At 23.8% G+C, this 16,418-nt stretch carries 15 protein-coding genes, 2 tRNA genes and 1 pseudogene; 16 read left to right on the top strand and 2 right to left on the bottom strand.

The window, feature by feature from the left end; all coding sequences use genetic code 4:
- Positions 1-13: 13 nt before the first annotated feature.
- A complete protein-coding gene (locus AAGD61_RS02190; RefSeq protein WP_341764824.1) occupies positions 14-1,057 on the bottom strand; it encodes a rod shape-determining protein in 1,044 nt (347 codons plus the stop codon).
- A gap of 539 nt (positions 1,058-1,596) precedes the next feature.
- Between AAGD61_RS02190 and aroQ the strand changes: the two genes are divergently transcribed.
- The 5 genes from aroQ to mdh all read left to right on the top strand — a co-directional run bounded on the left by aroQ (position 1,597) and on the right by mdh (position 6,155).
- On the top strand, positions 1,597-2,070 hold the full coding sequence (aroQ, locus tag AAGD61_RS02195; protein ID WP_341764825.1) for a type II 3-dehydroquinate dehydratase: 474 nt from the start codon (positions 1,597-1,599) through the stop codon (positions 2,068-2,070).
- Positions 2,071-2,075: 5 nt separating this feature from the next.
- Positions 2,076-2,534 carry an acetyl-CoA carboxylase biotin carboxyl carrier protein gene (gene accB, locus AAGD61_RS02200; RefSeq protein ID WP_341764826.1) on the top strand — a complete coding sequence of 153 codons (459 nt, stop codon included), beginning with the start codon at positions 2,076-2,078 and terminating at the stop codon, positions 2,532-2,534.
- Positions 2,535-2,549: 15 nt separating this feature from the next.
- Positions 2,550-3,899 carry an acetyl-CoA carboxylase biotin carboxylase subunit gene (gene accC, locus AAGD61_RS02205; protein ID WP_341764827.1) on the top strand — a complete coding sequence of 450 codons (1,350 nt, stop codon included), beginning with the start codon at positions 2,550-2,552 and terminating at the stop codon, positions 3,897-3,899.
- Positions 3,900-4,423: 524 nt separating this feature from the next.
- Positions 4,424-4,720, top strand: a complete 297-nt coding sequence (fis, locus tag AAGD61_RS02210; protein WP_341764828.1) for a DNA-binding transcriptional regulator Fis — start codon at positions 4,424-4,426, stop codon at positions 4,718-4,720.
- A 496-nt stretch (positions 4,721-5,216) separates the two neighbouring features.
- The gene (gene mdh / locus AAGD61_RS02215) at positions 5,217-6,155 is read left to right on the top strand and encodes a malate dehydrogenase (protein ID WP_341764829.1); all 939 of its coding nucleotides are present in this window, start codon (positions 5,217-5,219) and stop codon (positions 6,153-6,155) included.
- A gap of 486 nt (positions 6,156-6,641) precedes the next feature.
- Here mdh and ispB read toward each other — a convergent pair whose 3' ends face one another.
- Positions 6,642-7,682: an octaprenyl diphosphate synthase gene (gene ispB / locus AAGD61_RS02220; protein WP_341764830.1), complete on the bottom strand. Its 1,041-nt coding sequence runs from the start codon at positions 7,680-7,682 to the stop codon at positions 6,642-6,644.
- A 267-nt stretch (positions 7,683-7,949) separates the two neighbouring features.
- On the opposite strand from ispB, the gene rplU reads away from it, so the two are divergent.
- The 11 genes and pseudogenes from rplU (at position 7,950) to AAGD61_RS02275 (ending at position 16,283) form a co-directional block, all read left to right on the top strand.
- Positions 7,950-8,264, top strand: coding sequence for a 50S ribosomal protein L21 (gene rplU / locus AAGD61_RS02225; RefSeq protein ID WP_341764831.1), 315 nt, complete (start codon positions 7,950-7,952; stop codon positions 8,262-8,264).
- 14 nt (positions 8,265-8,278) lie between these two features.
- Positions 8,279-8,533 (top strand): 50S ribosomal protein L27, encoded by a 255-nt coding sequence (gene rpmA, locus AAGD61_RS02230; RefSeq protein WP_341764832.1) that lies wholly within the window; start codon positions 8,279-8,281, stop codon positions 8,531-8,533.
- Between the two features lie 77 nt (positions 8,534-8,610).
- Positions 8,611-9,681 carry an Obg family GTPase CgtA gene (gene cgtA / locus AAGD61_RS02235; RefSeq protein WP_341764833.1) on the top strand — a complete coding sequence of 357 codons (1,071 nt, stop codon included), beginning with the start codon at positions 8,611-8,613 and terminating at the stop codon, positions 9,679-9,681.
- A gap of 411 nt (positions 9,682-10,092) precedes the next feature.
- Complete coding sequence (gene greA / locus AAGD61_RS02240; protein WP_341764834.1) at positions 10,093-10,569, top strand: transcription elongation factor GreA; 477 nt, start codon at positions 10,093-10,095, stop codon at positions 10,567-10,569.
- Positions 10,570-10,781: 212 nt separating this feature from the next.
- A pseudogene (gene rlmE / locus AAGD61_RS02245) lies at positions 10,782-11,410 on the top strand (23S rRNA (uridine(2552)-2'-O)-methyltransferase RlmE).
- Positions 11,411-11,464: 54 nt separating this feature from the next.
- The gene (ftsH, locus tag AAGD61_RS02250; RefSeq protein ID WP_341764835.1) at positions 11,465-13,297 is read left to right on the top strand and encodes an ATP-dependent zinc metalloprotease FtsH; all 1,833 of its coding nucleotides are present in this window, start codon (positions 11,465-11,467) and stop codon (positions 13,295-13,297) included.
- A 153-nt stretch (positions 13,298-13,450) separates the two neighbouring features.
- Positions 13,451-14,299 carry a dihydropteroate synthase gene (gene folP / locus AAGD61_RS02255; RefSeq protein ID WP_341764836.1) on the top strand — a complete coding sequence of 283 codons (849 nt, stop codon included), beginning with the start codon at positions 13,451-13,453 and terminating at the stop codon, positions 14,297-14,299.
- Positions 14,292-15,620, top strand: a complete 1,329-nt coding sequence (glmM, locus tag AAGD61_RS02260) for a phosphoglucosamine mutase (RefSeq protein WP_341764837.1) — start codon at positions 14,292-14,294, stop codon at positions 15,618-15,620. The genes folP and glmM overlap by 8 nt, the downstream gene beginning before the upstream one ends.
- A 116-nt stretch (positions 15,621-15,736) precedes the next feature.
- Positions 15,737-16,063: a preprotein translocase subunit SecG gene (secG, locus tag AAGD61_RS02265; protein WP_341764838.1), complete on the top strand. Its 327-nt coding sequence runs from the start codon at positions 15,737-15,739 to the stop codon at positions 16,061-16,063.
- 17 nt (positions 16,064-16,080) lie between these two features.
- Positions 16,081-16,166, top strand: a tRNA-Leu gene (locus AAGD61_RS02270).
- Between the two features lie 40 nt (positions 16,167-16,206).
- A tRNA-Met gene (locus tag AAGD61_RS02275) sits at positions 16,207-16,283 on the top strand.
- The last annotated feature ends 135 nt before the right edge of the window (positions 16,284-16,418 follow it).

The raw sequence follows: 16,418 nt of genomic DNA on the forward strand, positions 1-16,418 counted from the left end.
ACTTTTTAATTTTTTAATCTTCACTAAATAAATCACCACTATGAATATCTATCATATCTAAAGCTTTACCACCACCACGAGCAACACATGTTAAAGGATCTTCAGCTATAATAACTGGAATACCTGTTTCTTCCATTAATAATCTATCTAAATTACGTAATAAAGCGCCACCACCAGTTAAAACCATGCCTCTTTCTGAAATATCAGAAGCAAGTTCCGGAGGACATTGTTCTAATGCTAACATAACAGCACTAACAATCCCTGATAAAGGTTCTTGTAACGCTTCTAAAATTTCATTTGAATTTATTTTGAAACCACGTGGAACGCCCTCTGCAATATTACGACCACGTACTTCAATTTCATTAATTTCATTAGTTTGAAAAGCTGATCCAATTCCATGTTTAATACGTTCAGCTGTGGCTTCACCAATTAACGAACCATAATTTTTACGAACATAACTAATTATAGATTCATCAAAACGATCTCCACCTATTCTTACTGAAGAAGAATAAACTACACCATTTAATGATATTACAGCTACTTCTGTTGTGCCTCCACCTATATCTACAACCATTGAACCAGTTGCTTCTGAAACAGGTAATCCTGCACCAATCGCTGCTGCCATTGGTTCTTCAATTAAGAATACCTCTCTAGCTCCAGCACTTAAAGCTGACTCACGAATAGCTTTTCGTTCCACTTGAGTTGCACCTACAGGAACACAAACTAATACCCTAGGGCTTGGCCTTAATAAACTGTTACTATGAACTTGTTTTATAAAATATTGCAACATTTTTTCTGTAAGAAAAAAATCAGCAATAACACCATCTTTCATTGGTCTGATAGCCGAAATATTTCCAGGAGTACGACCTAACATTTGTTTAGCTTCTCCACCAACTGCTGCAACACTTTTTTGAGCACCAGATCGATCTTGACGAATTGCTACAACAGATGGCTCATTTAATTTTACACCTTGTCCTTTTACATAAATTAAAGTATTAGCTGTACCTAAATCAATTGAAAGATCATTAGAAAATATGCCGCGAAATTTTTTAAACATAATAAAAAATCACCTATGTTTTTAAAACAAATTAAACTAATTTTTCCATTAAGAATTAAATTAATCAAAACTAACTTACATATAATATTATTATTTCAAAATTTTAAAAAATAAAATACATAAATATTACAAAAATAAAATAACATATTTTAAAATAATAAAAAACACAAGATATAAAATCATCATTTTTAATATTACAAAAATACATTTTATATGCTTTTATTTTTAAAAAAAATAAATATAATTATATATCAAGTAATGTATTAAACTAATAGTATTTATTACTACAATATAAAAGAATAATATATAAAATACATTAATATTTATTTTTTTTAAAATAAAATATACAAAATATTAAAATTTTATATTAATAATACAATAAAATTTATTTAATAACAACTAATTATTTTCATAAAATAAATACTATTCTTATATAAAATAAAAAAATAAAAAACTTTTTATTAAAATGTAAATAACAAAAAAATATTAATACAAATCCATTTATCATATTATTAATAAACTTATCAAGTTATAACATAATGACAAAAAAAAATCATATTTTACTTTTAAATGGTCCAAATTTAAATTTATTAGGAATTCGTGAACCTAATAAATATACTAATATTAGTCTTAAAAAAATTATAAATAAACTAACAAAAGAAGCCATAAAATTAAATGTTAATCTAAGCCATTTTCAATCAAATGCAGAACATAAACTAATTAATAAAATTCATTGTGCACAAAAAAATCATATTGATTTTATTTTGATTAATCCAGCTGCTTTTACACATACAAGTATAGCTATATTAGATGCAATATTATCAGTGTGTATTCCATTTATTGAAATACATTTAACTAACATTTATGCTAGAGAAAGTTTTCGTCAAAAATCTTTTTTTTCTAATAAAGCTATAGGAGTGATATGTGGATTAGGTGCAGATGGTTATAGTTTTGCTTTACAAACAGCGGTAAAACACTTAATTTTAATTAAAACAACTAAAAATACGGAATAATATTAATGAATATTCGAAAAATTAAAAAAATAATTGAATTAATCGAAAAAAGTAATATTTCTGAATTAGAAATTTGTGAAGGAGAAGAATCATTACGAATAAATCGCGATTTATCTCTTAATAAAACAACACATAAACAATATTGTTTAACAACAAATTCATCTGAACATAATATTACTAATAAAAATATTAATTTAGAAAAAAATACTAATCAAACTGTACTATCTACAGAACATAAAGTTTTATCACCAATAGTTGGAACTTTTTATCGAGCTCTAAACCCAAAAGCAAAACCTTTTGTAGAAATTGGACAAAAAGTAACAATAGGAGATCCTATTTGCATTATTGAAGCAATGAAAATGATGAATCAAATAGAAGCAGACAAAACAGGTACAATAAAAGCTATTTTATTACAAAACGGTGATACTGTAGAATTTAACGAACCATTAATTATCATTGAATAATAAGGCAAATGTGTTATGTTAAAAAAAATTCTTATAGCTAATCGTGGAGAAATAGCATTGCGCATATTGCGTGCTTGTAAAGAATTAGAAATAAAAACTGTAGCAATTTATTCTACATCTGATAAATCACTAAAACATGTTTTACTAGCTGATGAAACTATTTGTATAGGATCAAGTAAACCAAAAAACAGTTATTTAAATATTCCAGCTATTATCTCTGCAGCTGAAATTACAGGAGCTCAAGCTATACATCCAGGATACGGATTTTTAGCTGAAAACGCAAATTTTGCAGAACAAATTGAAAATTCAGGATTTATTTTTATAGGACCAAAAGCTAAAACAATTAGATTAATGGGAGATAAAATCTCTGCAATTAAAATTATGAAAAACGTAAACATACCATGTTTACCTGGATCTTATAATGCACTAGATAATAATATAAAAAAAAATAAATATATTGCAAATAAAATTGGATATCCAATAATTATAAAATCATCAGGAGGAGGTGGTGGGCGTGGAATGCGTGTTGTTTTTAATGAAAAAGATTTAGAATCTTCAATATATCTTACACGAGCAGAAGCAAAATCTTCATTTAATAACGATATAGTTTATATGGAAAAATATCTTAAAAATCCACGTCACATAGAGATTCAAATTATTTCTGATGGACAAGGAAATGCAATATATTTACCTGAACGCGAATGTTCAATACAACGTCGTCATCAAAAAATAATAGAAGAATCACCATCTATTTGTATTACAGATGAACACCGAAATAATATTAGTAAATTATGTATTAATGCATGTATTGAAAATGGTTATAGAGGTATAGGTACTTTTGAATTTTTATTTGAAAATAACAATTTCTATTTTATAGAAATGAACACTCGTATTCAAGTTGAACATCCTATTACAGAAATGATAACAGGAATTGATTTAATAAAAGAACAAATTAATATAGCTTCAGGACTAAAATTATCTATAAAACAAAAAGATATTTTAATTCGCGGTAATGCTATTGAATGTAGAATTAATGCAGAAGATTACAAAACTTTTATTCCTAGTCCTGGTAAAATTATTAATTTTCACCCGCCAGGTGGATTTGGTATACGATGGGATTCTCATATTTATACAGGATACACTATTCCATCACATTATGATTCATTAATTGGAAAATTAATAAGTTATGGAGAAAATCGTAAAATTGCTATTTCTAAAATGAAAAATGCATTAACAGAATTAATTATTGATGGAATAAAAACAAATATAAAATTAAACAAAATAATTATAAACAACAAAAATTTTAAAATAGGTAATATTAATATTAATTATTTAGAAAATGAAATAATACAATCCATTATTTAAACAAATATAACATACCGCTATATTTAAATTTTGCGGTATGTTTAAAAAAATAAAAAACTTAAAATTTAATAAAATTAAAAAAATATAAAATAATAATAATTATTATACTGATTAAAATCTATTTTTTTATGAAATATATCAATAATTTAACATTGTTTGTAATTACTTTTATATTTATTATTTTTTTAATTATTATACTTTAATTATAATTTAATTTTATTAATATTATTGAAAACCTAAAAATAATAATTATAATTATTATTATATAATCAAAATTTTTATAAAACAACACTTATATAATTCTTATATCAAATTTCTTATTAACTTTATACAATAAAATATTTATAATACAAAATACATTGTTTAAAACAATAATATTTTATATAACGTTTTTAAATAAAATATTATAAACTAAATAATTTTATAATTTTTAAAATATTAAAATTTTTTAAAACATATAAAATATATTTAAAAATTATAAAAAATTTCATAAAATACAAACTAAATTAAGAGCCAACAGAATCATGTTTGAAAAAAACGTAAACTTCAAATTATTAATTAATGCAAATATTGCTTCACAAAACCAAATAACTAAAAAACCACTACGTGATTCAGTTAAACAAGCATTAAAAAACTATTTTTCTCAATCAAGTAATCAAAATATAAAAAATTTATATGAATTAGTTTTAACTGAAATAGAACAACCTTTATTAGATATGGTCATGCAATACTCTAGAGGTAATCAAACAAAAGCAGCATTAATTATGGGTATAAATAGAGGAACATTACGTAAAAAATTAAAAAAATATGGTATGAATTAAAATATTTCTATTAAAAAGTTTTTATATTATACGTTAATAACATTATTAAAAATTAATATTAATTTTTAATAAAAATTATTCACATACAAAACTATCAATTAAATTACACAAAGCATTATATGAGTTAAATAATAAAATAATTATCAAAATTAATAAAACAATCAATTTATAAAAAAATATATTTAATATATTATAACATTAATAAATTAAATTATATATAAAATTAATTATATATTTTAAATAAATTTTTAAAATTTTTTAAAAAACAATAATTTTATATCATAAATATAATAAATGTTTTATTAGACTAAAATAAATTTATATAAAAAAATAAAAAAATAATATAAATTAATAAGTTATCATTGTATTTTATTAATTAATTTTCAAATTATATTATTTTATATTTAGTATAAAATAATATATGACATAAAAAAATAAATGTTATAAAAATATGAAATATTTAACAAATATATGTATAAAATTAAGGAATTAACAAGTGAAAGTAACAATTTTAGGTGCAGCAGGTGGAATAGGTCAAGCATTATCCCTTCTTCTTAAAAATAAATTACCATCAAATTCAGAACTTTCTTTATACGATATATCACCAATAACACCAGGTATTGCAATGGATTTAAACCATATCCCAACTAATATAAAAGTTACTGGTTTTTCTAATGGAAACATAAAAAATGCATTACAAAATAGTAATGTTGTTTTTATATCAGCTGGTATTCCTCGTAAACAAAATATGAATCGTAATGATTTATTATATATCAATTCAAATATTATAAAAAACCTCGTAAAAAAAATTGCTGAAATATCTCCAAAAGCAATAATTTGTATTATAACAAATCCTATAAATATAACAGTAGTTATAGCTGCTGAAACTCTTAAAAAAGCAGGTGTTTATGATAAAAAAAAATTATTAGGAGTAACTACATTAGATATTATGCGTTCAAACACTTTTGTATCTAATTTAAAAAATAAAAACGTAAAAAAAATAGATGTTTTAGTTATAGGAGGACATTCAAGTTCTACTATTTTACCTTTGTTATCACAAATAAATAAAATTAATTTTACTAAAAAAGAAATTATTTTATTAACTAAACAAATAAAAAATGCTGGAAATGAAGTAATAAAAGCAAAAGCTGGCAATTGTTCAGCTACATTATCAATGGGGCAAGCAGCTACACGTCTTTGTTTATCCATTATTCGAGGTTTATATGGTGAAAAAAATATTTCTGAATGTATATATACAGAAAGCGAATTAGGATATTCTCGTTTTTTTGCTCAACCAGTTATTTTTGGTAAAAATGGAATTGAAAAATATTTACCAATTGGAAAATTAAGTTTATTTGAAGAAAAAATATTAGTAGAAATCATTGATTCATTAAAAAATGATATAAAATTAGGCGAAAATTTTTTTAAAAATTAATTTTTTAGTTACATATAAATAATTATATTTATAACATATCTAAACTATTTTATTTTTAAAAAAATCTTTTTAAAAAAGATCTTATATTTTTTTAAATGAACTACAATTATAATAATATAAAAAAAATAAATTAACGAAAATTTAATTTATTAATAAATAATAAATTTTAAAATTCTATTTTTTTACAATTATATATTTTTATCTATTAAATTTTATTATCCAGTAAATAATACAATAAATAGATAATATTTAAAATATTTTAATAGAATTCTTAATAATAATTTTAAATTACAAATAATTAAAAAATTAACATAATATAAATATACTTAATTCTAATTCAAATAATTATATAAAAATATATTTAAAAATAATTAAAATACATTATAAAAAAACAAAAATACTATTCAATAATTAAATCATAAAAAAATATTTGTTTACTAAATAACATATTTATAGAATATAAATTCTTATATTTTATTTTACCTTTTATTTAAAATTTTTATTACTTAATTTAAAAAAATAACTTTTAAAATATTTTCTAATTAAAAATCAACATTTCATAACAATATATGCTAAATCTATTAAAGCTGTTTTATAAATTGAATCATCAATTATATTTAATGATTCTATAGCTTTTTGACTTTCGTTTTTTGCTTTTAAATAAGTATATTCTAAAGAACCATATTTTTTCATAATTTTAAGTATTTTTTTTAAAAAACGACGATTTTTACCATATTTAATTATTTCTCGAATAAATTCAGATTCTTTTTTACTGCTATAATTTAAAGCATGTAATAATGGCAAAGTCATTTTACCTTCATTAAGATCATCACCAATATTTTTACCTATATGTATACAATTAGAACCATAATCTAAAAGATCATCAATTAATTGAAAAGCTGTGCCAATATAACGTCCATAATTTTGTAAAGCTTTTTCTTGTTCTGGTTGAGCATTTGCTAAAATTGCAGAAGAATGAGAAGTAGCTTCAAATAAACACGCCGTTTTATTATAAATAATTTGCATATATTCTTTTTCAGAAATATTAGGATTATTACAACTCATTAATTGTAAAACTTCACCTTTTGCTACTATATTTGCAGCTCCTGACATTAATTTTAAAACTGACATAGAATTAAGATCTATCATCATTTTAAACGATAATGTATAAATAAAATCTCCAACTAAAATACTTGAAGCGTTACCAAAAATTATATTAGCTGTTTTTTTACCACGTCTTATACAAGATTCATCTACAACATCATCATGTAATAAAGTTGCTGTATGAATAAATTCAATTAAAGCAGCAATTTTAATATGCTTATTTCCAGTATATCCTAACGATTTTCCTACTAAAATAGCAATTATTGGACGAATTCGTTTCCCGCCGCTATTAACAATATAATTTCCTAATTGTTTTATTAATAAAATATCAGAATTCAATTTATTGAAAATGATTTTATTTACAGCTAACATATCATCACTTATTAACTTTATAATATAATCTAAATCTTGAAACTTATTCATAAATCAATTTTATTTACTTTTATATATAAAACAAAATAATAAACATAAATTATTGTAATATGATATCATTAATAATAAAATTATTAAACGATATATTAAAATAATATATTTATATTAAAATATTAATATATAAAAAAATTAATTTTTCTAAAATAAAACACATTATATACTTGTATTATTATACTTATCTCGTAATATATTATTTTATTAAAAAAATCTAAATTTATTTTTAATTAAAATATTAAATATACAAAATGGAGTTTTATTATGTATGCAGTTTTTCAAAATGGCGGTAAACAATATAAAATTGAAAAAGAACAAACTATCCGACTGGAAAAACTAAATATCACAGTAGGAACAATTGTTGATTTTAAAAATGTTTTAATGATATACAACGGATCTGAATGTCAATTAGGAACTCCTATAATTAATAATGCAAAAATAAAAGCAGAAATAATAGCACATGGTCGTAATAAAAAAATAAAAATTATTAAATTTAATCGACGTAAACATAGTCGAAAACAACAAGGACATCGACAGTATTTTACTGATGTTAAAATAATTGATATTATTAAAAAATAAAATAGGAAAAACAAATGGCTCATAAAAAAGCAGGTGGGTCTACTCGTAATGGACGTGATTCAAACGCGAAACGTCTTGGTGTTAAACGATTCGGAGGTGAAAAAATATTATCAGGTAATATTATTGTTAGACAACGAGGAACAAAATTTCATGCTGGAAAAAATGTAGGTTGCGGTAGAGACCACACTTTATATGCATTAACTAACGGGATAATAAAATTTAAAACAAAAGGTTTAAAAAAAAGAAAATATGTAATAATTAAAACTTAATAACTATTTAAAAACATATAAAATTTATCATTTTTTTTTATTAAAAAAAATTTTAAAATATAACAAATTAAATAATTATGAAATTTATAGATGAAGCAGAAATATTAGTAATAGCTGGTAATGGCGGAAATGGTTGTATTAGTTTCAGACGTGAGAAATATGTGCCAAAAGGTGGTCCAGACGGTGGAGATGGTGGTGATGGCGGCGATGTTTATTTGCAAGCTAACAAAGATCTTAATACATTAATTGATTGTTGTTTTGAAAAAATATTTCGTGCTGACAATGGACAAAATGGACATAGTTGTAAATGTACTGGAAAACGAGGAAAAGATATTACAATTAAAATTCCTATAGGAACACGTGTAAAAAATATTGATACAAATGAAATAATTTGTGATATGACAAAACATAATCAACATCATATGATAGCAAAAGGTGGTTCTCATGGAATAGGTAATACCCGTTTCAAAACATCTACTAATCAAACTCCAAGAAAATGTACTATTGGAAAAAAAGGTGAAAAAAGAAAAATTTTACTAGAATTAATACTATTAGCTGATGTTGGAACACTTGGAATGCCAAACGCTGGGAAATCCACTTTTGTTAGTTCTATTTCTTCTTCTAAACCAAAAATTGCAGATTATCCATTTACAACATTAACACCTAGTTTAGCTGTAGTATCAGTAAATCATAAACAAAGTTTTGTTATAGCAGATATTCCAGGATTAATAAAAGGAGCGGCAGAAGGTGCTGGTATTGGCATTCGTTTTTTAAAACATTTAGAACGCTGTCATTTATTATTACATTTAGTTGACATTGCACCAATTGATAATTCAATTCCAATTGATAATATAAAAACAATTTTAAAAGAACTAAAAAAATATAATAAAAAATTAACAACTAAAACACAATGGTTAATATTTAATAAAATAGATTTGTTACCTAAAGATGAATATCAAAAACAAATTGAAAAAATAATAAAAGAAATCAACTGGACAAATAAATACTATATGATATCTGCTATTAACAATAAAGGTGTTAAAAAATTATGTGTAGATATAATGAATTTTATTATTAAAAGTAAATCTACAAAATTACAAACAAAAGATGATAATAACGACAAAAACAAAATTGATTTTTTATGGTAAATTATTTAATTTTAAAAACGTAAAATTATCTTATTAAAAATAAATATTTAAAAAACAAAAAAAAATAATTTTGCTTATAAAAAAACATTAATACAAAAAAATAATTTTTATAAATAATCAAATTTCAATTTAAAATATTAATTTTTTAACAAAATTAACTATTAACGATTGTAATCGTATATTAAAAACTAGTATAATATAAAAAAATCAAAAAATATTTTTCATTTTTATTTAAATTACAATATATTTCAATAAAGAACATTATTTTAAATATTTCAAATTTTTAAATATATTATACAAAATAATTTACTCTTTAACATATATATAATTATTTTTAAAAATACAAATTTATAATGTTTATTTTTATCGTAAATATATGTTTTATTTATTAAAAAATAAAGGTATTTATTAATGAAATATATCCCAATGACAATATTAGGTGCTGATAAATTAAAAAAAGAATTAAACTATTTAAAACATATTAAACGTAAGGAAATTATAATATCAATTTCTGAAGCACGCGAACATGGTGATTTAAAAGAAAATGCTGAATATCATGCAGCTCGCGAACAACAAAGTTTTTGTGAAAACAAAATTCAAAACATTGAAAGTAAACTATCAAAAGCTCAAATAATTGATATAACAAAAATTACAAATAATGGACATGTAATTTTTGGTACGACAGTTACAATATTAAATTTAAAAACAAATGAAAAACTAATTTATCGTATTGTTGGTGATGATGAAGCAGATATAAAAATAAATTTAATTTCTATAAATTCACCAATTGCTCGAGGTTTAATAAGAAAAAAAATAAACGATGTAGTATTGATTAAAACTCCTAGAGAAAACATTAAATTTAAAATATTAAATGTTGAACATATATAATTATTTTTTTTGATTAAATATATTAACAGTCTTATGTTAATATTAAAAAAACAATTCGTATTATTTCAATATAAAAATAATTTATGTTATATAAAATTTAATTTAAAAATAAAATAAATACCAATTTATTTTTTAAAAAATTCTATAATTTTTATTTAAAGTATTGAAAATTAATATTTTATCACCAGTTTACTTATAACATATTTGAATAAATGAATAAAAAAAAACATTCAGCAAGTTCAAATCGTTGGCTGAAAAGACATCAAAACGATATATATTTTAAAGAAGCAAAAAAAAAAAATTACGCTCACGTGCATGGTTTAAATTAAAAGAAATTCAACAAAATTACAACATTTTTAAACCAGGAATGACAATTATTGATCTAGGATCTACACCTGGAAGTTGGTCAAAATATGTAATAAACAAATTAAATAATAATTGTAGTATAATTGCGTGTGATCTTTTACCAATGAAACCAATTATTGGAGTCAATTTTTTACAAGGAGATTTTCGTGATAAAATAACTTTAACTAAAATATTATCACTAATAGACAATAAAAAAGCGGACGTAATTATGTCTGATATGTTACCTAATATGAGTGGAATAGCTTCTATTGATATTCCTGCTTCTATACATTTATCAAATTTAGCGCTAAATATGTGTCATATTACTTTAAAACCTAAAGGAAACTTTATAGTAAAAATATTAAATGGCGATGGATTTCAAGAATACTTTAAAAATGTAAATAATGTTTTTATAAAAACATATATTCATAAACCAAAATCTTCTAGAAAACAATCGCGAGAACAATATATTATAGCAACAGGATTAAAAATATAGTTTTTTTAACACTATTCATTACAATTGTAATATGAGGTTAATTCTTTGAATGACATGGCGAAAAACCTGATACTCTGGTTAGTAATCGCGATTATTTTAATGTCATTGTTTCAAAACTTTGGAACTAGCGATTCAAATAATCGAAAAGTAGATTACTCAACATTTATCAATGAGTTATCTCAAGATCAGATACGCGAAGTTCGAATTACTGGTCGTGAATTAAATATAAAAAAAGTTGATAACAGCAAATATATAACTTATCTTCCAATGCATGATGAAAAACTGTTAGATACATTGATAAATAAACGTGTAACTGTAATTGGTGAACCACCAGAAGAACCTAGTTTATTAACATCTATTTTTATTTCTTGGTTTCCAATGCTTTTATTAATTGGTGTATGGATTTTTTTTATGCGACAAATACAAGGAAGTGGAGGAAAAGGTGCAATGTCATTTGGTAAAAGTAAAGCTAAAATGCTTTCAGAAAATCAAATTAAAACAACTTTTGCTGATGTCGCAGGATGTGATGAAGCAAAAGAAGAAGTTATAGAAATTGTAGAATTTTTAAAAGAACCAAATCGCTTTCAAAAACTTGGTGGAAAAATTCCAAAAGGAATTTTAATGATTGGGTTACCTGGCACAGGTAAAACACTATTAGCAAAAGCTATAGCAGGTGAAGCAAAAGTACCATTTTTTACTATTTCAGGTTCTGATTTTGTTGAAATGTTTGTTGGAGTTGGTGCATCTCGTGTTCGAGATATGTTTGAACAAGCAAAAAAATCTGCTCCATGTATAATTTTTATTGATGAAATAGATGCAGTTGGACGTCAACGTGGAATAGGTTTAGGAGGAGGACACGATGAACGCGAACAAACATTAAATCAAATGCTAGTTGAAATGGATGGATTTGAAGGAAATGAAGGTATCATAGTTATTGCAGCAACTAATCGTGCTGATGTACTTGATCCGGCTTTATTACGACCTGGGCGTTTTGATCGCCAAGTTATTGTTAACTTACCAGATGTTCGTGGACGCGAACAAATTCTAAAAGTACATATGCGAAATGTGCCAATAGATCCTAATGTAGACATTTTTATTCTTGCTAGAGCAACTCCAGGTTTTTCAGGTGCAGAATTAGCAAACTTAGTAAATGAAGCTGCATTATTTGCAGCACGTGATAATAAACATACTGTATCAATGATTGAATTAGAAAAAGCCAGAGATAAAGTTTGGATGGGAGCAGAACGACGTTCGCTTATGATGACTGAAGAACAAAAAGAATCAACAGCTTACCATGAAAGCGGCCATATGATAATAGGACATTTAATGCCTGAACATGATCCTGTTCATAAAGTTACTATAGTTCCACGAGGACAAGCACTTGGTGTTGCACTTTTTTTACCTGAAAATGATAATGTTAGTCGTAGTAGATTAAAACTTGAAAGTATTATTGCTACAGCATATGCAGGTAGAATTGCTGAAGAATTAATTTATGGAAAATATAAAATCACTACAGGTGCTTCCTCAGATATTCAATTTGCTACAAATACAGCTCGTAATATGGTTACACAATGGGGGTTTTCTGATCGTTTAGGACCAATGCAATATTCTAAAGAAGAATGCAATGGACTATTAAATCAATCTTCAGGAGCATGTTCAAATATTTCAGATGAAACAGCTCGTATTGTTGATGGAGAAATTAAAATTATTCTTGATCGTTGCTATCAAATTGCATATAAAACTTTAAAAGAAAATATTGATATCTTACATGCAACTAAAGAAGCTTTATTAAAATATGAAACTATTAACATATCGCAAATTGATGATTTGATGAATCGTCGCAAAGTACGAGATCCTATTGGATGGAATAACAATAATAAAAACTAATAATAAAACCTATTATATTTAATACAAAAGAATATTTTTATAAATAAAATATCAAAATTTAATAAATCAAAACAATAGAATAAAAAACAAAGTAATAATATTAATCAATTAACATTAATAAAAATTAAAATAACTTATTTTAAAAACTAAAAAATGCAAATTAATTCCAAAGGACGAATACTTGATTTATCAATACCTCGTGTTATGGGTATTTTAAATATTACACCAGATTCTTTTTCAGACGGCGGGAAATACCTTAATCACAATGCTGCATTAAATCACGCATCCAAAATGATTAATGAAGGAGCTTCTATTATTGACATAGGAGGGGAATCAACAAGACCAGGTTACAAAAAAATTTCTATTAATGAAGAATTAGATAGAATATTACCTATTATTGAATTAATACACAATCGTTTTGACATATGAATTTCTGTAGATACATATAAAGCTAAAGTTATGGAAGAAGCAGCAAAAATTGGTATTCATATGATTAATGATATTTATTCTTTACATGAAAAAAATACACTAAAAACAGCAATTCAAATAAATCTACCTATTTGCATTATGCATATAAATAAATATCAAAAATTTTTTTTAAAAACAAAAAAAAATAAAAATTCAATTTTTGATATTAAATTTTTTTTTAAAAAAGAAATAAAACGTTGTGTTGATTCAGGAATTAAAAAAAATCAATTAATAATAGATCCGGGATTTGGTTTTCAAAAAACATTAAATGATAACTATAATATTTTATCAAATTTAAAAAAACTTCATAAATTTAAATTACCAATTTTAGTAGGAATGTCACGTAAAACTATGATTGGAAATCTATTAAATATTCCACCTAATAAAAGACTTATTGGAAGTATAACTTGTTCAGTAATAGCTGCAATGCAAGGAATACATATAATACGTGCTCATGATGTAAAAGAAACAATAGAAGCTATAAAAATAGTTCAAAAAACACTTATAAAAAAAAACGGAATACAATATGTATAGTAGAAAATTTTTTGGAACTGATGGTATTCGTGGTAAAGTTGGTAAAAAACCAATAACTCCAGAATTTATTTTAAAATTAGGTTGAGCAGCAGGAAAGTTACTTACTAAACATGGTTCACGTAAAATTATTATAGGTAAAGATACACGATTTTCTTGTTATATGTTAGAAACATCACTAGAAGCTGGATTGTTATCTGCTGGTGTATCTACTATATTTACAGGAATAATACCAACTCCTGCTATTGCTTATTTAACACGTGTATTGAATGTTGATGCTGGTATTGTAATTTCTGCTTCTCATAATCCTTATTATGATAATGGAATAAAATTTTTTTCAGTAAATGGAACAAAATTACCAGATAAAATTGAAAAAGCAATTGAATTAGAAATGGAAAAACAAATTACATGTGTTGAATCTTCTGAACTAGGACGTTCAGATCATATTACAGATGCTACTGGTCGATATATAGAATTTTGCAAGAGTACTTTTTCAAATAAATTAAACCTCTCTAATTTAAAACTTGTGATTGATTGTGCGAACGGGGCCACATACAATATAGCCCCAAACGTATTTCGCGAACTAGGAGCTGAAGTTGTAACAATTAACTGCGAACCAAATGGTTTTAATATTAATAAAACAACAGATATTAGTTTATTACAACAAAAAGTTTTAGAAGAAAAAGCAAATGTTGGTCTATCTTTTGATGGTGATGGAGATCGTGTTATAATGGTTGATCATCTATGTAAAAAAATAGATGGAGATCAAATTGCATATATAATTATTCGTGAATCATTACGTCAAAATAAATTAAAAGGAGGTATGGTTGGTACTTTAATGAGTAATATTGGATTAGAAATTGCTTTAAAAAAATTAGGAATTCCTTTTGAACGTTCAAAAGTAGGTGATCGATATATTTTTAAAAAATTACAAGAAAAAAAATGGCGTATAGGAGCTGAAAACTCAGGACATGTAATTTTATTAGATAAAACAACTACTGGAGACGGTATAATAGCTGGGTTACAAGTACTTAATGCTATTGTAAAAAATAATACTAGTTTGAATGAATTATGTAATGAAATAAAATTATTACCACAAATATTAGTTAACGTTAATTTTAAAGGTAAAAATAATCCTTTAAAAAATAATTCAATAATTACAACATGTATTAAAATAGAAAAAGAATTTAACGGAAAAGGTCGTGTTTTATTAAGAAAATCAGGCACTGAACCAGTAATTCGAATAATGGTAGAAGGAGAAAATAAAAGTGTAATATCAGCATTAGCTTATCGTATCGCTAATATGATTGAAAATTTCATATAATATAACAAAAATATTTTTTATTTCTAAAAACATATTTTTTTTAAAAATAAGCTTGATTATTTAATTAGTTTTACTTATTATATAATTAATTTTTGTAAACATTTAGGAAGATTTAAATGTACACATTTTTTTTAATTGCTTACTTATTAATAGCAATTTGTTTAATTAGTTTGATAATGTTACAACAAGGTAAAAATAGCGATATGTGCTCATCTGGAGCAATTTCATCAACAACTTTATTTGGATCATCAGGTTCAGATAATTTTATTACAAAAACAACAGGAATATTAGCAACTATATTTTTTATTATTAATTTAATAATTGTAAATATAACTGCTAACGTTTTTAATGTAAAAAATAAAAAATGGGAAAATATTAGTGAATCAACAAAAAATTTTAAAAATATTAAAACATATGAAAATATTAACGATATACCTAAATAATACTACTTTTATTTAGTGCCGAGGTGGTGAAATTGGTATACACGCTACCTTGAGGTGGTGGTGCCTATAAAATGGCTTACGGGTTCAAATCCCGTTCTCGGCATAATTTTCAAAACCATTTATTTAATATTTATACATTTAATAGCGGGGTGGAGCAGTACGGTAGCTCGTCGGGCTCATAACCCGAAGGTCGTTGGTTCAAATCCAACCCCCGCAACCACTTTTTAAAATACTAGATACCATATATCTAAAAATTGTATCAAAGTATTAAACCCCGAAATTCGGGGTTTTTATTTAATAAATTTTAAAAAATATTTTATAAATATTAAAAAAAATCAAAATTATTCCAATTAAA

It is taken from the genome of Candidatus Providencia siddallii (genome assembly GCF_964026685.1).
GTDB lineage: Bacteria > Pseudomonadota > Gammaproteobacteria > Enterobacterales > Enterobacteriaceae > Providencia_A > Providencia_A siddallii_A.